21 protein-coding genes are annotated in these 16,686 nt (G+C 34.5%); 7 read left to right on the forward strand and 14 right to left on the reverse strand.

Features of this window, described 5'->3' with window-relative positions; all coding sequences use genetic code 11:
• Window positions 1–42: 42 nt before the first annotated feature.
• The 13 genes from J7E44_RS16320 to tpx all read right to left on the reverse strand — a co-directional run bounded on the left by J7E44_RS16320 (window position 43) and on the right by tpx (window position 8,235).
• Complete coding sequence (locus J7E44_RS16320; RefSeq protein ID WP_214831475.1) at window positions 43–900, reverse strand: VOC family protein; 858 nt, start codon at window positions 898–900, stop codon at window positions 43–45.
• Between the two features lie 121 nt (window positions 901–1,021).
• On the reverse strand, window positions 1,022–1,258 hold the full coding sequence (locus J7E44_RS16325) for a helix-hairpin-helix domain-containing protein (protein WP_251040609.1): 237 nt from the start codon (window positions 1,256–1,258) through the stop codon (window positions 1,022–1,024).
• A gap of 33 nt (window positions 1,259–1,291) precedes the next feature.
• Complete coding sequence (locus J7E44_RS16330) at window positions 1,292–1,705, reverse strand: SRPBCC family protein (RefSeq protein ID WP_214831477.1); 414 nt, start codon at window positions 1,703–1,705, stop codon at window positions 1,292–1,294.
• 78 nt (window positions 1,706–1,783) lie between these two features.
• Window positions 1,784–2,215 (reverse strand): VOC family protein, encoded by a 432-nt coding sequence (locus J7E44_RS16335; RefSeq protein WP_214831478.1) that lies wholly within the window; start codon window positions 2,213–2,215, stop codon window positions 1,784–1,786.
• 133 nt (window positions 2,216–2,348) lie between these two features.
• Complete coding sequence (locus J7E44_RS16340) at window positions 2,349–3,125, reverse strand: alpha/beta fold hydrolase (protein WP_214831479.1); 777 nt, start codon at window positions 3,123–3,125, stop codon at window positions 2,349–2,351.
• Between the two features lie 3 nt (window positions 3,126–3,128).
• Complete coding sequence (locus J7E44_RS16345) at window positions 3,129–3,653, reverse strand: DinB family protein (RefSeq protein ID WP_214831480.1); 525 nt, start codon at window positions 3,651–3,653, stop codon at window positions 3,129–3,131.
• Between the two features lie 42 nt (window positions 3,654–3,695).
• Window positions 3,696–4,157, reverse strand: coding sequence for a DinB family protein (locus J7E44_RS16350; protein WP_214831481.1), 462 nt, complete (start codon window positions 4,155–4,157; stop codon window positions 3,696–3,698).
• A 23-nt stretch (window positions 4,158–4,180) separates the two neighbouring features.
• Window positions 4,181–4,591, reverse strand: a complete 411-nt coding sequence (locus J7E44_RS16355) for a VOC family protein (protein WP_214831482.1) — start codon at window positions 4,589–4,591, stop codon at window positions 4,181–4,183.
• A 76-nt stretch (window positions 4,592–4,667) separates the two neighbouring features.
• The gene (locus J7E44_RS16360) at window positions 4,668–5,258 is read right to left on the reverse strand and encodes a Crp/Fnr family transcriptional regulator (RefSeq protein ID WP_214831483.1); all 591 of its coding nucleotides are present in this window, start codon (window positions 5,256–5,258) and stop codon (window positions 4,668–4,670) included.
• A 221-nt stretch (window positions 5,259–5,479) separates the two neighbouring features.
• Entirely contained in the window at window positions 5,480–6,691 is a 1,212-nt protein-coding gene (locus tag J7E44_RS16365; RefSeq protein WP_214831484.1) for a DUF763 domain-containing protein, read from the reverse strand.
• 188 nt (window positions 6,692–6,879) lie between these two features.
• Window positions 6,880–7,284 (reverse strand): glyoxalase superfamily protein, encoded by a 405-nt coding sequence (locus J7E44_RS16370; RefSeq protein WP_214831485.1) that lies wholly within the window; start codon window positions 7,282–7,284, stop codon window positions 6,880–6,882.
• An 11-nt stretch (window positions 7,285–7,295) separates the two neighbouring features.
• On the reverse strand, window positions 7,296–7,643 hold the full coding sequence (locus tag J7E44_RS16375) for a VOC family protein (RefSeq protein ID WP_214831486.1): 348 nt from the start codon (window positions 7,641–7,643) through the stop codon (window positions 7,296–7,298).
• A 94-nt stretch (window positions 7,644–7,737) separates the two neighbouring features.
• Window positions 7,738–8,235, reverse strand: a complete 498-nt coding sequence (tpx, locus tag J7E44_RS16380; protein ID WP_214831487.1) for a thiol peroxidase — start codon at window positions 8,233–8,235, stop codon at window positions 7,738–7,740.
• Between the two features lie 169 nt (window positions 8,236–8,404).
• On the opposite strand from tpx, the gene J7E44_RS16385 reads away from it, so the two are divergent.
• Window positions 8,405–10,624, forward strand: coding sequence for an NADP-dependent isocitrate dehydrogenase (locus tag J7E44_RS16385; RefSeq protein WP_214831488.1), 2,220 nt, complete (start codon window positions 8,405–8,407; stop codon window positions 10,622–10,624).
• Window positions 10,614–11,909 carry a hypothetical protein gene (locus J7E44_RS16390; RefSeq protein WP_214831489.1) on the forward strand — a complete coding sequence of 432 codons (1,296 nt, stop codon included), beginning with the start codon at window positions 10,614–10,616 and terminating at the stop codon, window positions 11,907–11,909. The genes J7E44_RS16385 and J7E44_RS16390 overlap by 11 nt, the downstream gene beginning before the upstream one ends.
• Before the next feature lie 59 nt (window positions 11,910–11,968).
• Here J7E44_RS16390 and J7E44_RS16395 read toward each other — a convergent pair whose 3' ends face one another.
• Window positions 11,969–12,307: a winged helix-turn-helix transcriptional regulator gene (locus J7E44_RS16395; RefSeq protein WP_214831490.1), complete on the reverse strand. Its 339-nt coding sequence runs from the start codon at window positions 12,305–12,307 to the stop codon at window positions 11,969–11,971.
• A gap of 86 nt (window positions 12,308–12,393) precedes the next feature.
• Between J7E44_RS16395 and J7E44_RS16400 the strand changes: the two genes are divergently transcribed.
• The 5 genes from J7E44_RS16400 to J7E44_RS16420 all read left to right on the forward strand — a co-directional run bounded on the left by J7E44_RS16400 (window position 12,394) and on the right by J7E44_RS16420 (window position 16,615).
• Window positions 12,394–13,140 (forward strand): SDR family oxidoreductase, encoded by a 747-nt coding sequence (locus tag J7E44_RS16400; RefSeq protein ID WP_214831491.1) that lies wholly within the window; start codon window positions 12,394–12,396, stop codon window positions 13,138–13,140.
• Between the two features lie 165 nt (window positions 13,141–13,305).
• Window positions 13,306–14,298 carry a heme-binding domain-containing protein gene (locus tag J7E44_RS16405; RefSeq protein WP_214831492.1) on the forward strand — a complete coding sequence of 331 codons (993 nt, stop codon included), beginning with the start codon at window positions 13,306–13,308 and terminating at the stop codon, window positions 14,296–14,298.
• Complete coding sequence (locus tag J7E44_RS16410; RefSeq protein WP_214831493.1) at window positions 14,295–14,738, forward strand: cytochrome P460 family protein; 444 nt, start codon at window positions 14,295–14,297, stop codon at window positions 14,736–14,738. Before J7E44_RS16405 ends, J7E44_RS16410 begins: the two co-directional genes overlap by 4 nt.
• A 115-nt stretch (window positions 14,739–14,853) precedes the next feature.
• Window positions 14,854–15,867, forward strand: a complete 1,014-nt coding sequence (locus J7E44_RS16415; protein WP_214831494.1) for a sensor histidine kinase — start codon at window positions 14,854–14,856, stop codon at window positions 15,865–15,867.
• The gene (locus J7E44_RS16420; RefSeq protein ID WP_214831495.1) at window positions 15,848–16,615 is read left to right on the forward strand and encodes a LytR/AlgR family response regulator transcription factor; all 768 of its coding nucleotides are present in this window, start codon (window positions 15,848–15,850) and stop codon (window positions 16,613–16,615) included. Before J7E44_RS16415 ends, J7E44_RS16420 begins: the two co-directional genes overlap by 20 nt.
• Window positions 16,616–16,686 lie beyond the last annotated feature (71 nt).

Here is a 16,686-nt window from a genome sequence, read left to right on the forward strand (position 1 = left end):
ATCTTTTTCTAAAATACCATCAAATGATAAGCCGAAATAGATTTAAGAATTATAAGCTTCTTCTAACTCTTGGATAATAATTTTCTGCATTTTCATCATCACCTGTACTACTTTTTGAGCCTTTTCCTGGTTCGAATCGTTCATAAGCTGAATAAGTCTCTTTGGAACGATCTGCCAGCTAAATCCGTATTTATCTTTCAGCCAGCCACACATACTTTCTCTACCTCCACCCGATATCAGCGTATTCCAAAGAAAGTCTGTCTGTTTCTGGTCATCAGTCATGACCACCATTGATACACCTTCATTAAAATCGAATTTATGATCATATGAAGAATCCATACAGTAAATATCATAACCATCAATCATAAAGTTGGCATGCTGAATATTTTCAGGATTTTCATTAGGTTCACCACCATCTTTATATTTCAGAATATTTCCAATTTTTGAGTTAGGGAAAGTTTGGGTATAAAACTCCATTGCTTCCATCGCCTTACCATTATTCTGATGCATGAACATTAATGTCGGAACAATTTTTTGGTCACTTGTTTTCTCTCCGAAAAATAATTGCCAACTAACTCCATACTGATCATCAAGCCATCCGAATTTTTTACTCCAGGGATAAGAGTCAAGTGCCATCAATTCCTTACCTCCTACCAATAGCTGATCCCAATATCTTTGAACTTCATCTTCAGTTTCACATATAACCATAAAAGATACTGATGGATTTTTTTCAAAATGAGGACCACCATCCAGGAGCATTAATTTTTGACCAAAAAGGTCAATATTCATTACTACAGGAGTATCTGCAGTAATTCTTCCATTAAATACTTTGCAGTAAAATTCTGCTGATTGTTTTGCATTTCCGTCGCACCAAAGGCATGGAAAAATATCATTATTCATAATTTTTATTTTTTGTGGTGAGTTGATGTAATTTATGTTGTCAATACAAGCTATTCGATGTATTGAATTTAAGTTCATAAATCTTAGGTGTCGTAAAAAGAATGACACCAATGGGTATTGGTTAATTTTTAAAAGAAATTTGATGCTCTTGCATATAGACTTTAAGCTTCTCCATTGTATTTTTTCCAAAACCATGAAGCTGCATGATTTCATCTTCAGAATAATCTGATAATTTTTCTAAAGAATCAATCTTCTCTTTTTCTAAAGCACGTCTTGCAGGCATAGCAACTACGCCCTGCAAAAAAGTTCCCTGAACAACATGATTAACAGCACAAATGGAACTTAAACATTTTGCCATTATTAATAGATTGATCATGATTGTAAAAATATTTTAATGTTTTTCAACGTATTTGTGGAAATTATCCAAAATAGCATACCATCCATCTCTCTGCATTTCCACGGAGTTTTGTTTTTCAGGATCAAAAACTTCAGTAACTTTTGTCGTATCAGGATCTATTTTTTCAAAGATTACATCTACATTTCTCCCATCTTCAAGGTGATATTTTATCCTTTGATTAGGAATAACCTCATCATAAACACCCGCAAAATCAAATCCGAAACTTCCGTCTTTAGCTTCCATTCTGCTTTTGAATTTGCCACCTACTCTAAGGTCGTTTTCAGAGCTTGGACATTGCCAGCTTTCGTGAGCAAAATTCCATTTTATAATATGATCAGGCTTATTAAAATAATCCCAAACCTTTTCAACAGGAGCTAAAATTGTAATATCTATTTTAATAGGATCCATAATTCTATTTTTAATGATTTAGTTAAATAAGGGCAACCATTAAAAAGTTGCCCTCTAATAATTTAGTTAAATATAAGATTATTTTGCAGATTCTTCATTATAGTTCACCATCCAATGAACACCATATTTGTCCTGAAAACTACCGAAATAATCTCCCCAAAACTGGTCTTCAATAGGCATTTCAATATTGCCGCCATCAGAAAGACCTTTAAAAAGACGGTCTGCTTCTTCCCTTGATTCCGGAAATATAGAAACATAATTATTGTTCCCAACCGTTAAAGTTTGTCCGAATCCGGGAACGATATCAGAAGCCATCAGTAAGTCATCGCCAATAGGTAGAGCAATGTGCATAACCCTGTTTTTTTCTTCGTCAGATAGGTTTTCAGTTCCTGGGGCATTCCCCATTTTATGAACTTCACCGCGAAATTCACCTCCGAAAACAGATTTGTAAAAGTTGAATGCTTCTTCAGCTGTACCATCAAAATTGAGGTACGAATTTAATTTTGCCATGATATTAATTTTAAAAGTTATTGTTTATTTTATAATTTTTAAAAACAGATAGTAAGAATGATTCACAAATAACACTATTTGATTATTTATCATTTATCTATGCCGTGTTTTTATTCTTAAAGTCGATTGAGAATTAATGATTTAAGAATTTCACTACTTCATTAGTAGTTAAGCTAATCAGATTTTCATCTGTATTTCCTTCAAAATCTGCCATCATATAAGAACCATGAGTTGCCGGAAGGATCAATAATTGAGAATCGGGAATCAGGCGCCACATTTCAACAACATGTTCTGGCTTCATAACATCCTTATCTCCAGAAATGAAAAGTGTAGGTGAGTCTATGGAGGTTAATATCTTTTCGTCCCAATCTTCAAAATTCTGCATTCTTTTGCTGTCTTTATCAAATAGATTTTCAAGTTTTGAAAAGTCAGGGTTTAATTCAAGAAAATTAATCTTCAAAGGTTCGGGCATTGATTCTAAAGTCGCTTCAGACATAGACTCAAAAAAGCCGTCTATCATTCCATTTCTTTTGAAAAATGAAGAAGCAACAATCAGTTTTTCTATTATTTCCGGATAAAGATGACCAATTTGCATGACCGTATTTCCACCATTACTGAATCCCCAGAATGAGGCTTTTTCAATTTTCAATTCCTTTAAAAGGGCTGCCACATCATGAGCATCCTGTTCGAAAGTTTCGGGAATATCTCTATGTTCGGTCTTTCCATGGTTTTGTAAATCTATTCCGATGAATTGAAATTGAGATTCCAATCTTGAGATGACTTCTTTAAAGTCAAATAAAATTGAAGATCCACCACCATGAACGAGAACCAAAGGCTTTCCTGAACCGTAGATCTCATAGTACATTTGAATTCCATTGACTGTTTTAAAGCCCTTTTCAGTAGGATTCATTATTTAGTATTTTAAATTATCATCAGTATCATACTTCATTCCAGGATATCCCAGAATTTTTCGCATCAAACCTATTTGTCCACATAAATAGTCTTCACGACTGATAGACATTCCCGTAAAATTGAGTTTTGTCTCTGGAACATAAGGTACATTCATTCCGATTTCAAATATTTCCTCAAGCTGCTCATCCGTTGCTTCGAGTAATTTTTGATATACTTTTGGTGAAATTGCATGAAAGTTCTTCTTCAATTCTTCCAGACTTGGATAATTAAAACTCTCATCTAAAGCCTTTCCCTGAAAGAAAAGTTCTGTGTATGGATCCTCTTCCTGAAGTCCTAAAACCCAGCCTAAGCCATAACGCATATTGAGAAAATTTCCTGCCATCCAAACAATATGGTTGGTTTTACCGTCAATTCTTTTCATTCCATCTTCTTCCGAAATACCATCCAAAACATTTAAAAAGCTTTGGGAATGCATCCTGTACGCCGGAATAACGATATCTAATTTTTTTGATTTTGGTGTGTCCATTATAAATGGTTTTTAGTATTAAAGTTTTAATTCTTTGTGATTCTACTTTATAGCTCCCGATTTTCCGAGAATTCTTCTGAGGTAACCAAATTGTCCGCTGTGGTAAATTTCGTGCAGAGAAAGTCCCGAAACATCATTAATTATTGCTGGATCAATACTTTCGAGATTATTAAGATTTGATTCAAGTTTATTCTGAGTTTCTTTTAAATATGATTTTAACTCTTCAAAACTTATAAACTCATCCTTCCTGTTTAAAGGCGTTTCCCCTCTGTTATAACATGAATATTTTTCATTATCCCAAACTGATTCTTCACCTAAAACATTTAAAAAAGCATTTCTTATATAAATTAAATGTCCTAAGATCCAATTCATGCAATTTGCTTCACCATTAGGAAAAACCATTGCTTCTTCATTGGAGATACCTTCGATATTCATTGAAATCACTTTGTAATTGCTAAAGACAAGGTATTTTATGATTTCTATATCGTTTGATTTCGATTCCATAATGAATAGGTTTTAGAATTAAGCTATTCTGTTGGAAGTTGAGACATATCCGCGAACATAACTTCCCACTGATGTCCATTAAGATCAGCAAAAGCGTTTTGATACATCCATCCGTGATCCTGAGGTTCACTATATTTTGAACCACCATTCTCTAAAGCTGTTTTTACCATATTGTCAACTTCTTCGCGACTGCTAACGCCGATGGCTAGAAGCACCTGTGTCGTCTCACCCTGCGCAATAGGTCTATTGGTAAATGTTTTGAAAAATTCTTCTTTTAGAAACATGGCGAATATGTTTTGTTCGTTCAAAACCACACATACTGCATTTTCATCAGAAAACTGTTCATTGATCGAGAAACCAAGCTTGGTCCAAAACGCTCTTGTACTTTCAACGTTTTTTACGGGTAGGTTTACATAAATTTGATTGACTTTCATTGTTGTAATTTTAGTGTTAAACTTTAAACCAAAATTACCAAGTCAATATCAGAATCATCTTGCCCTATGACAAGATTTAATTTTTCTTTGGATGTGAAACTATTTCTTTACGAATTCTGCTCAGAGAAGTATCTGTAACACCCAGGTAGGAAGCGATTTGTTTTAAAGGAGCGAATTGAATAACCTGACATTTTTGTTCAAGCAAATTAAGATAGCGTTTTGTTGCTGAAAGAGTAAACATCTCTACGGAACGCTGTTTGTAGGCAAATAATTGCTGGGACATCCATGATCTTCCCCATTCTCTAAGATTAGGAATTTTATGAAACAGATCCTGAAAGGTATCATAATCTAGCTTCCAACATTCGCAGTCTGTGATACACATGATATTTTCCTGTGATGGAATCCTTTGAAAAAGAGAGAGAACTTCTATAATGATTTCATTCTCTGCAAAAAAGTGAGTCGTTACTTCATTACCATTAAAATCATTCACGAATGATCTTGCTAAACCTTTATCCAAAACATAATATTCATTAGCTGTTTTTCCTTCTTCAAGAATAAAATCCCCTTTTTGAAAACTTATCTTTTCATGAGCTTTGAAGATCTCATCCAGCTCATCATGCATGAAGAAAGGAAAATCATATGAAATTTCTAAAGCTTTATTTGCCATGAGATGAATATTTTTTAGAGTTTTAAAATTAGAATTTTTATTGGAATTGATATAAAAAAGTTTTATAAATGTAAAATTAGGAATGCTTTACTAACCTCAGTTTATCCGTTGAGTGGACCTTCTGACAAAGGTATATTCAGAAATTTTTCATCAATATTTCCGATACATAATCAGCTTCACTTAGATTACAAATGGCTTCAGCCAAAACAATTATTATTACTTTAAAACAATGAAAGTTGAATAGAATTTGGTTTTGTTGGTTTTTCAGCATCTCCAAAAACGGTTTTCCCGCCAAACCTCCAGGAGTTCTGCCTTTCTTCTTCTATGACCTCCTGGATATCGAAATCCGGAGTGAAATCCTTTTCTGTTGCAGCTACAATCTGATGTAGCTTATTTAATGTCTTCAGTTTATCGGAATTTCCCAATTTTGACTTTTCAATTCCCTTTCTAAGAATATCTATGCTTTCATCATACACTTTCGTAGGAACAGGAAACGGATGTCCGTCCTTCCCACCATGAGCAAAAGAAAATCTCGCAGGATCGGAAAATCTTGATGGTGCCCCATGAATCACTTCACTTACCAGAGCTAAAGACTGCATTGTTCTGGGACCAACGCCCTCCAACATCAGTAGATCTTCGAAATTTTGTGGTTGCTGTTCGCGGGTTACATACAAAAGTGCACCTAAACGTTTTAAATCAACATCAGAAGCCCGAACATCATGATGACTGGGAAGAATCAATCTGGAAAAATCACTCATGATCTCAGCAGAATCTGTGTGAGAAATATCCAGAATTCCTTTTCTGCTTTGTGAAGCATTAGCATCAGTAAGATTGAGGATCTTGCCTCTATAAACTCCATTGATACCAGTATGTGGCTCTTCGACAAAAGATTTTATATTTTCCGAGTGCCAATGATAACGTCTCGCCGTTCCATCGGATTCATGCATTCCCTGTTGAACCACACTCCAGCTTCCATTATCGGCCAGAATAAAGTTATGTAGATATAATTGATAACCATCCTGAATCGCTGTATTATCAACTTTTGCAGATAGTTTACTAGCCTTTACAAGCTCAGTTCCATTAAGTCCTGTTTTATCAGCAATCTGAATTAATTCCTGAGGTGTATTTCTTGAAAGCTTTCCTTTTCCGCCACAGATATAGATACCCAGTGATTGAGAATTCGGATTTACGGAACGTTTTAAAGCACCCATTACAGAAGTAGTTATTCCTGATGAATGCCAATCCATTCCCATTACAGCACCAAAACTCTGGAACCAAAATGGGTCTGCCAGTCTACGAAGCACCTCATCCTTACCATAATCCATTAAGATTGCTTCAACTATAGAAAGTCCAAGTATAGACATACGTTCATACAACCACGGCGGTACTTTGCCATAGTGTAAAGGTAGATCTGCTGTTCCTGAACGTTTCATGTAGTTTAAAATGTAAAGTTAGTAGATATTAAATAAGATTTTGATGATTTGAATCATTAATCCAGGTGCTTTTTAATCACAAATGATATTAATATATGATATAAATTTCCGCTGAAAAGCCCTTTTTTATTGAATTTAAAATTGCTGAGGTTCTTCACTTCATTTACATTGCGTTCTGAATGACAAAATCACTCGAATGAATAAAATTCCAACCCCTTATGTTTCGCTTCATCAAATTTTTCATTAAAAACAATTTTGTTTCCAAAAGGATCATTAACTGTAAAAGACACAGCGTCGTAAAATGTTTTTTCCAGTCCGGGTCTGTTGTATTTATATTTTTTATCAATCAGCTCTTTATGGTATTCTGCTACCCCTTCTCCCCAGATAAAAACACTGCTTCCGGGTGTTGAATCTCCATGATGCTCACTTAAATGAAGAATGATATTGTCTTTTTTCACTTCCATATAAACAGGTGTATTTTCTTCGAAACGATGTTCTAAAGTAATTTCAAAACCTAACCAATCAACGTAAAACTCTATTGTTTTCTGATAATCAAAAATTCTTAGAATGGGAATAATGTGTTCTGCTTTCATTGTATATTTAATTATTGATGTGAAAGAATATTAATTAATTTATCAAACGGATCTTTGACAAAAAATCTACGGACTCCCCAGTCTTCATCAGTAATATCATAAGTTACTTCAAACCCTGAATCCTTCATCTTGTTATACACTTCATCAACCTCATCAACTTCAATGGACAGATCCGGAACAGGAGTATTATTCCCGCCTTGTGTTGCAAAACTTATCTGAACTTTCGATTCTACATCATTTCCAAATGTTTTGATCCACCCATGATCCATCAATATTTCAAGACCTAAAATATGATGATAAAAATAATCTGCACGGGACAAATCTTCAGTTTTGATGTTTGTAACAATTCTTTTTACCATTTTTATTTAAAATTATGAAATTATTACCATCAAAAAAGCCCTGCAAAAATAAAATCTTACAAGGCTTTCTTTTTAAAAGAGTTTTACTTCAATTTTATTTTAATGCTTCTAAAGCAGCACTATAATTTGGTTCGTTTACAATTTCGGAAACCTGTTCTGTATAAACTACTTTATTATTTTCGTCCGTAACGATTACCGCACGGCTTAAAAGGCCTTTCAAAGGAGAATCTGTAATGGTAACTTCATAATCATCTCCAAAGCTACTTCTGAAATCAGAAAGTGTTTCTACGTTATTCAAGCCTTCAGCAGCACAAAATCTTCCTAATGCAAATGGCAGATCTTTAGAAACATTGATCACAACAGTATTATCTAAACTGGAAGCTTCTTCATTAAATTTTCTTGCTGAAGCTGCACAAGTTCCGGTATCGATACTAGGAAAAATATTGAATACTTTTTTCTTTCCTTCAAAGTCAGAAAGCGTTTTTACAGCTAATCCAGAATCTACCAATGCAAAATCTCTGATGCTGCTTCCTACGGATGGTAAATTACCTAATGTATGTACTTCGTTTCCTTTTAATGTGATATTTGACATAATTTATTTTTTAAGGTTTTTCAAATTTACTTAAATAAGGCATTTTTCTCGTTGAAATAAAGGTTAAATAATTCTTAAAGTGCAAAAACTTATTTAGGTTTAATCTAAAAAATTTAAATTTTAACTAAATTTGTGGGAGTTAAAAAATCAAATAATAAATAACAGTATAATGTCAGAAAAATCAAAAATCTATTACACATTAACGGATGAAGCTCCAATGCTTGCTACACACTCGTTTTTACCTATTGTAAAGGCATTTACAAAATCAGCAAATATTGAAATTGCAGTTCCGGATATTTCTTTAGCAGGAAGAATTCTAGCTAACTTCCCGGAATTCTTAAGAGAAGACCAAAGAATTGGTGATGCCTTGGCTGAACTAGGCCAACTGGCTACAACACCAGATGCCAATATTATTAAATTACCAAATATTTCAGCTTCTGCACCTCAATTAGATGAGGCTATTGCGGAACTACAATCTAAAGGATTTGCTGTTCCAAATTATCCTGCTGAACCCAAGAATGAGGAAGAAAAAGCAATCAAAGCTAAATATGCAAAAGTATTAGGAAGTGCTGTAAACCCTGTATTGAGAGAAGGAAATTCTGACAGACGTGCTCCAAAAACTGTTAAAAACTATGCAAAAGCGAACCCACACAGAATGGGTGATTGGGCTTCAGACAGTAAAACTGACGTTGCTACCATGGCCAATGGAGACTTCTATGGCACTGAAAACTCTACAACTCTTGAAAATGCTACAAAATATAAAATTGTATTCAAGGGAAATGATGGTTCTGAAAAATTATTGAAAGATTTCGCAGGTCTTCAGGCTGGAGAAATTATTGATTCTTCCGTAATGAACTTAAATGCTTTGAAAGCTTTTGTAAAAGAAGCAATTGAAGAGGCTAAAAATAAAAATGTATTACTTTCTGCTCACTTAAAGGCTACGATGATGAAAATCTCCGACCCTATTATTTTTGGTGCTATCGTAGAAACGTTCTTTAAAGATGTATTTACAAAATACGCTGATACTTTTAAATCTTTAGATGTCAATCCAAATAATGGTCTTGCAGATCTTTTTGAAAAAATAAAAGGAAACGCTCAGGAAGGTGAAATTAAAGCGGCTATTGAAACTGCTTTAGCTAACGGACCAAGAGTAGCTATGGTAAATTCTGATAAAGGAATTACCAATTTCCATGTTCCTTCAGACATTATCGTTGATGCATCTATGGCTGCTTTAGTAAGAGGAGGCGGTAAAATGTGGAATAAAGAAGGTAAAGAAGAGGATACAATAGCAATCATTCCAGACCGTTCTTATGCAGGTTTCTATCAGGCTGTGATCGATGATATGAGAGCTCACGGTAAATTAGATCCTACTACAATGGGTTCAGTTCCAAACGTAGGGTTAATGGCTCAAAAAGCTGAAGAATATGGTTCTCATGACAAAACTTTCCAGGCTGATACTGACGGAACAATTGAAGTTCAGGATGAAACTGGAAATATACTTCTTTCTCAAAAAGTAGAAAAAAGTGATATCTTCAGAATGTGTCAGACTAAAGATGCACCTATTCAGGACTGGGTAAAGCTGGCTGTAAACAGATCAAGACTTTCTGATACTCCTGCGATCTTCTGGCTAGATAAAGGAAGAGCTCACGATAGAGAGATCATCAAAAAAGTAGAAAAATACTTACAGGATCACGATACTGCAGGACTGGACATTAGAATTCTTGATGTTAAAGATGCAATGACTGAAACACTTAAAAGAGCAAGAGAAGGTAAAGATACCATCTCAGTTTCAGGAAATGTATTGAGAGATTATTTAACAGATCTTTTCCCAATTCTTGAGTTAGGAACTTCTGCAAAAATGCTTTCTATTGTTCCGTTAATGAATGGTGGTGGTTTATTTGAAACTGGTGCCGGAGGTTCTGCACCTAAACACATTGAACAATTCCTTGAAGAAGGATACCTAAGATGGGATTCTTTAGGTGAATTCTTAGCGCTTCAGGCTTCTTTAGAGCATTTAGCTCAAACTCAAGGAAATACAAAATCTCAGGTGTTAGCAGATGCTTTAGATGAGGCGAACGCTAAATTCTTAGCTACTGACAAATCTCCAGCAAGAAAAGTTGGCCAGATCGATAACAGAGGTTCTCACTTCTATTTAGCAATGTACTGGGCTGAAGCTTTAGGTAATCAAACAGTTGATGCTGAGATTGCTCAAAAATTCAAATCAATAGCTGCTGCTATGCTAGAGAACGAGGCTGTCATTAATCAGGAATTAATATCCGCTCAAGGTAAGCCTCAGAATATTGATGGTTACTATAAAACCGATACATACAAAACATATGCAGCGATGAGACCAAGTACTATTTTAAATGAAATTATTGATGGAATTTAAATCTATAAAAAATCTTTGGTTTCTAATTTTTGCATTATTATTTACAGTTTCATGTTCTGGCGATTCAGATGAAGTAGTTGCACCTCCCCAACCTATTGAAGAAAAAATAATTCTAAAAGATGTAATAGTCGTTAACGATACTACAATCAGATTAGAATGGACAACAACAGGTAAAAATGTATATCAGAATTTTCAATTTTTGAGAAGTAATTCTGAAAATGCAACTCCAGAATATCTGAACCAGGAAAGCGGAAGTACATTTATAAAAGTAGATGCTAATGTTCCTTATTCTTCATATGTAGATTACCAAGTAATTGGATATACTACTAACGGTGAGCCGATAAAAAGTAATATTGTTTCTTATAAGAGACCCAGTATTAAACCGCTACTTAATATCAAACCAATAGATGCATTATTCGATGCTGATAATGGAAGTATGTTTATATTTAGCTCTACCGGTAATATAATGAGGTATGATGTAACAACAGGTACCGTTACAAAAGAAATATCTACAGGCGCTACATTGGGCTACTCGTTCTTAGGTACATATAATGGTCAAAAGGAATTATATGTTCCTAGAAATGATGGTTGGGTTTATATTTATAATCCTAATGATTTATCTTTAAAAGATCAAATAAATTTCGGAAGCGAAGTAAAAAGTGTTGTTTTAACAGATAATAAATTATATGGAACTACAGGAGCTATTTCGAATGTTTCTTTAAAATGTTTTGACAGAGCTTCTAAACAATTAATATCTGAGAATGGAAGTTATCAGTTTGGTAGAATAAAAAAAGTAGCTAACACAAGTTCGAGTTTCTTTTTTATCACTACAAACGTAAGCCCTACCAACCTTATACGTTTTAATTATAATGCCGATGGATCATTTGTTAATAGATTTGAGGACACTTATCATGGTGATTACCCTTTAAACCCTAGAATATTTGAATCTTTGCCAACCGGAAATGGCTTCTTAACAGCTATGGAAGGAGTTATTTATAATTCTAATTTAGTTTATATAGGGCAGTTACCACGTGGTAATTCAGGACTTTCAAGTTATGATTTTGATGCTAATAATATCATTGCAGGAACTGATAAAAAAAGTATTGAATTTTATAACTTAACAGGTTATGCAAAGGTAAACTCAATAAGTACTGAAAGATATCCGTTTAAAGTATTTAATTATGGGAATAAAGTAGTTTCCTTAAGCTCAATAAATGCTTTAAATATAGGTTCAGGTTATTCTGATCCTCCTGAAAATGTTATCGTAGAAATATTTAATAAATAATAAAAACCTCTCCTTCTGGAGAGGTTTTTTGATATAAATTGAATTGAAATTCTAAAACATCAGATCTTGTCTTCTACAATCACCTTCCGATGCTCTCTACCCCAATTGATCATTTCCATTATAATTTTCCCAAAGGTTCTGCAATAATCTGTAGGTATATATTCAATTAGAACCGGAGTATCCGGATACACATTTCTCGTCACCAGTTTATTGAGTTCCATATCTTTCAGTTCCTTTGAAAGCATTCTTGTGGTGATGCCGGGAATACTGCGCTCAATTTCACGGAAGCGTCGGTTACCATTACAAATCGCATTGATTACCGGAATCCGCCATTTACCCCCTATAAAATATAGGGTATCCTGCAGTGCTCTTAATTCTTCTGTCTGATCTCTTTCCATTTTGTAAAAATTAAGTTGATATACTCTGTGATACTAATTACAAAAGTATACCATTTTCACTATAACTTTGTCAAAAATTTTAAGAAATGAATAAATTTAACAACAAACTGGCTATCGTAACCGGTGGAAATAGTGGAATCGGATATGCAACAGCAAAAGAATTAATTGCGGAAGGAGCAAAAGTAATTATTACCGGAAGAAGAAAGGAAGCCATAGACAAAGCAGCAGCAGAGTTAGGAGCAGTCGGATTTGTTTCTGATCAGGGAAAATTAGAAGATATCTCTTTATTGAAAAAAGAAGTTGAGGATCAATATGGAAAAGTGGATATTCTATTTATCAACGCTGGAATTACAGGAACATTAACCTCTATTGAAAACATGAATGTTGAAAATTTTGACAGTGTAATGGATATTAACTTCAGAGGTGCTTACTTTATGCTGAGTCAGTTTATTCCTACATTAAATGATGGAGCGTCTGTCGTGTTTTTATCATCCATTGTAGCGGCTACACATAATCCAAACAGTTCGATCTATCAAGCCAGTAAAGCGGCACTAAACTCCATTGCAAAAACAGCAGCTGCAGAATTAGCACCAAGAAAGATCAGAGTAAATATGATAAGTCCCGGGCCTACAAAAACAGAAATAATGAATAAAGCAGGACTTGATGATGTTACCTTACAAAATATTCAGGAGCGCCTGATCAATGAAATTCCATTAAAAAAAATGGGAACTGCTGAAGATGTTGCCAAACTTGTAAGCTACTTATCTGATGACAGCATATCAAGTTTTATTACAGGTACTGAAATCATCGTTGATGGCGGAATGGTTTTATAATAAAATTCTTTCAACTATAAAATACCGGAAATACTTCCGGTATTTTATAGTTATAACTGAGGGATAAAAATTCTAGTTTCACCCTTTAAATTGTCCGGTTCACCATTCTTTACATTTCATCATTCTGAACCAGTATCTACTTTTGAACCATAAAATAAAACGATTATGGATTCAGTAAAGAAAAAGAGAACAATAAAACCTATAGCTATACTATTCATAGCGATCCTGGGAACCTTTGCAGGACTGCAGCTTTTCAATCCACCACTCGAAGGTAAACCTGTAACCGGTACCATTGAAGCGCCTCGTGAAGTGATCTCTATCTTAGAAAGATCTTGCTTCAATTGTCATTCTAATGAGCAAAAACTCAGTTGGTATGATAAAATTGCTCCTCTATCATGGGCCGTAAAAAAAGATGTGGAAAGGGCGAGAGAAGTAATGAATTTTTCAGAATGGCCGCAGCTTTCTCCAGGAGAACACAAAGGAAGAATGTATTCCATCCTAAACATGATGCAGGCCGGAAAGATGCCTCTTCATGAATATACTTTGCTACACTCATCAGCAAAGATTTCCAGTAAAGATATTGAAGTGATCAGAAAATATACTTTATCTCTTTCCGGAAAAAATCCCACTCCAATAAATAAAAAAATTAATGATCCACATCAGGATATAAAACAGGCTTCCGCAGGTTATCCGGGTTTTCCTGTGTCACCCAACGGAGTTCGTTATACACCTGAATTTAAAAAATGGAAAGTCATCAGCATGAGTACGTTGTTCGACAATTCCATTCGTGTGATCTATGGAAACAATATTGCTGTTAAAGCTGTAGAAACTGATAACTTTCATCCATGGCCAGATGGCAGTATTGTGGTAAAAGCAGTATTTAAACAAACCGAATCCGCTGACGGAGAAATAAGACCTGGTGAATTTATTAACGCTCAGTTTATGGTAAAAGATGCAAAAAAATATACCGATACGGAAGGCTGGGGATTTGCTAAATTTTCCGGAAAAGATCTTCATCCGACAGGAAAAACAGCATCATTTGCAAAGGAGTCATGTATTGCCTGTCATCGCCAATTGGCAGAACCTACAGGATACCTATTCGATGTTCCCATGAAAGTAAACACAAAAAATCTAATCGAAAAATTACAGAAAAAATGAAAAATATAAACATCGCTTTTTTAGCAATTTTCTTCCTTTTAACGGCATGTAAAAATGAAGATCCCAATAAAGATCATGTACGTCTGGTGTTTGATGCAGGTCATCTTAAATTTATCGGTTCTTCATTAAACAAAAAGAAAGAAACCATGTCTGCTTTGTATGGAAACAACCAGGCACTGCTATCGCTATCAAAGAAGAAAACTCAACCGGAAGCAGGAACTAAAATGAAACTTGTCACCTGGAAGTATCATGAAAATCCACAGTACACCGGCGGAACCATCACAGGTGAATTGCTGAGTATAGAAACTGTTGAAACGAATGCCAAGGGAGAGACATCATATCATAAGGATAACAGTTCTAATAAAGGAAATACCCAATCCTTTGACAAAGAACAAAGAATACAATATATGCTGGGTTATCAACCCGTCGTTATGCCCTAATTGAAAATAAAAATTATCAGGTAATCTGGGATTGAAATATCAGTCCCAGATTATATTTATTAAAGTATTATGATTAAAAAATATTAATTTAACATTTTTAAAACCTACCTTCTTAATGCATCAGGAAAAAATAAAAATATCGCAGGCTGTCATCTGGATAAGCTCCATTTTTTTAGGGATCCTATCGTCAGTTCCCCAGCTTGCTTCTCACGACTTCAATCTCATGGAAGCTGTAGTGAACGCAGCCATTACCTCAGCTTTTGCGGTAGTCATGTGGTACCTCAACATCTTCCTGCTCAACCGCAACAAAAAAAGACGCCAGGGAATTTCTTACTCCAGGCTATTAGTGGTACTGGCATTGGGTATGGTGGTCATGTTTGCATTGGCATGGGTACAACAATTAATTTTATCCCACATCAACTTTGGTCCTGTCATGCTGATGGTAGAAGTCAGAGGGATTCTGATCAACCTTGTTTTCTATATGTTTTTAAATCTTGTTCAGCATAATTATACCGGCCAGCAAGTTCATTTGGAATTAGAAAAAGTAAAAAGTGATAACCTGGGTGCTCAATATGAATTACTTAAACAACAGGTGAACCCTCACTTTCTTTTCAATAGTTTAAATACACTGAAGTCTATGGTGGAAACGCATGATGAGGAAACTGTTGATTTTATTATTAAGCTTTCCGATTTCTATCGTTTTACTCTGGAAAGCAGAAAGCTTGATCTAATCACAGTAGAGGAAGAAATGAAAATATTAAACTCTTATCTTTTTCTTCAAAAAGCCCGATTTGGTGATGGTTTTACTTTTACCGATACATTGGATAAAGACACTTTAAAGACACTTATTCCGCCTTTCACTTTGCAGCTATTAGTGGAAAACTGTATCAAGCATAATATTGTTTCACAAAGTAAACCTTTACATATTAAGATATATGACGCAAACGATAAGATTATTATTGAAAACCCTATTCAGCGTAAAATGATTCCTGAAGATTCTTTAGGTGTTGGCTTAAACAATGTTAATATGCGTTACAAACACTTATTAGATCAGGAAATTGACATTACAGACAACAATCAAATTTTTCAAATAAAACTACCTTTTATCCATGAATATCATCATCATTGAAGACGAATTCAGAGCGGCAAAATCACTGCAGAATTTAATCAAAGAATTAAAACCTGAATCTACAATTACCGGAGTTTATGACAGTATAGAATCCAGTGTAGAAGCTTTATCCCAAGGTAACAAACCCGATCTTATCTTTATGGATATCCATCTGTCGGACGGGCTTTCTTTTGAAATTTTCAAACAGGTTGACATCACCTGCCCGGTGGTCTTTTGTACCGCATTTGATCAATATATGCTGGATGCTTTTAAAAGCAAAGGGGTTGATTATGTTTTAAAGCCATTTTCACGGGATGACATTGCTGAAGCTTTAAGAAAAGTTGACGAGTTGAAAAAATTTTTCCAAAAGACAGAAATTCCTGAACTGGAAGCTATTTTACAAAAAATAACTCAGCCTCAAGCTTCTACTAAAAGTAGTTTCCTTGTTTTTAAAAATCAAAAATACACTACGATACTCACAGAAAATATTGCCTATTTCTATATTCATAATGAAATGACCCATCTGGTTACTTTTGATAAACAGCAGTTTTCACTCACCCAATCATTGGGTCAGGTGGCAGAACTTGTTTCTCCTAAACAGTTTTTTAGAGTAAACAGACAGTATATCGTTAATTTCACAGCCATTAAAGAAATGGAACATTATTTCCAGCGTAAGATCTATGTTAAATTAGTCATTGACACTCCTGAAAAGCTTCTTATCAATAAAGAAAAAACACATAGCTTTTTCTCCTGGCTAGAAGACCGGTAATTGCTCAAATCTTAAACTTATTTTTTTCAGGGTTCACCTTTCTATTTGTCTGGTTGAGCCCTTTTTTCATT

Origin of the sequence: Chryseobacterium sp. ISL-6 (genome assembly GCF_018613715.1) — a bacterium.
Taxonomy (GTDB): Bacteria; Bacteroidota; Bacteroidia; order Flavobacteriales; family Weeksellaceae; genus Chryseobacterium; species Chryseobacterium paludis.

Coding starts and splice junctions, on each gene's coding strand:
- J7E44_RS16320 (WP_214831475.1), bottom strand. CDS start 900: ATGAATAATGATATTTTTCCATGCCTTTGGTGCGACGGAAATGCAAAA.
- J7E44_RS16325 (WP_251040609.1), bottom strand. CDS start 1,258: ATGGCAAAATGTTTAAGTTCCATTTGTGCTGTTAATCATGTTGTTCAG.
- J7E44_RS16330 (WP_214831477.1), bottom strand. CDS start 1,705: ATGGATCCTATTAAAATAGATATTACAATTTTAGCTCCTGTTGAAAAG.
- J7E44_RS16335 (WP_214831478.1), bottom strand. CDS start 2,215: ATGGCAAAATTAAATTCGTACCTCAATTTTGATGGTACAGCTGAAGAA.
- J7E44_RS16340 (WP_214831479.1), bottom strand. CDS start 3,125: ATGAATCCTACTGAAAAGGGCTTTAAAACAGTCAATGGAATTCAAATG.
- J7E44_RS16345 (WP_214831480.1), bottom strand. CDS start 3,653: ATGGACACACCAAAATCAAAAAAATTAGATATCGTTATTCCGGCGTAC.
- J7E44_RS16350 (WP_214831481.1), bottom strand. CDS start 4,157: ATGGAATCGAAATCAAACGATATAGAAATCATAAAATACCTTGTCTTT.
- J7E44_RS16355 (WP_214831482.1), bottom strand. CDS start 4,591: ATGAAAGTCAATCAAATTTATGTAAACCTACCCGTAAAAAACGTTGAA.
- J7E44_RS16360 (WP_214831483.1), bottom strand. CDS start 5,258: ATGGCAAATAAAGCTTTAGAAATTTCATATGATTTTCCTTTCTTCATG.
- J7E44_RS16365 (WP_214831484.1), bottom strand. CDS start 6,691: ATGAAACGTTCAGGAACAGCAGATCTACCTTTACACTATGGCAAAGTA.
- J7E44_RS16370 (WP_214831485.1), bottom strand. CDS start 7,284: ATGAAAGCAGAACACATTATTCCCATTCTAAGAATTTTTGATTATCAG.
- J7E44_RS16375 (WP_214831486.1), bottom strand. CDS start 7,643: ATGGTAAAAAGAATTGTTACAAACATCAAAACTGAAGATTTGTCCCGT.
- tpx (WP_214831487.1), bottom strand. CDS start 8,235: ATGTCAAATATCACATTAAAAGGAAACGAAGTACATACATTAGGTAAT.
- J7E44_RS16385 (WP_214831488.1), top strand. CDS start 8,405: ATGTCAGAAAAATCAAAAATCTATTACACATTAACGGATGAAGCTCCA.
- J7E44_RS16390 (WP_214831489.1), top strand. CDS start 10,614: ATGGAATTTAAATCTATAAAAAATCTTTGGTTTCTAATTTTTGCATTA.
- J7E44_RS16395 (WP_214831490.1), bottom strand. CDS start 12,307: ATGGAAAGAGATCAGACAGAAGAATTAAGAGCACTGCAGGATACCCTA.
- J7E44_RS16400 (WP_214831491.1), top strand. CDS start 12,394: ATGAATAAATTTAACAACAAACTGGCTATCGTAACCGGTGGAAATAGT.
- J7E44_RS16405 (WP_214831492.1), top strand. CDS start 13,306: ATGGATTCAGTAAAGAAAAAGAGAACAATAAAACCTATAGCTATACTA.
- J7E44_RS16410 (WP_214831493.1), top strand. CDS start 14,295: ATGAAAAATATAAACATCGCTTTTTTAGCAATTTTCTTCCTTTTAACG.
- J7E44_RS16415 (WP_214831494.1), top strand. CDS start 14,854: ATGCATCAGGAAAAAATAAAAATATCGCAGGCTGTCATCTGGATAAGC.
- J7E44_RS16420 (WP_214831495.1), top strand. CDS start 15,848: ATGAATATCATCATCATTGAAGACGAATTCAGAGCGGCAAAATCACTG.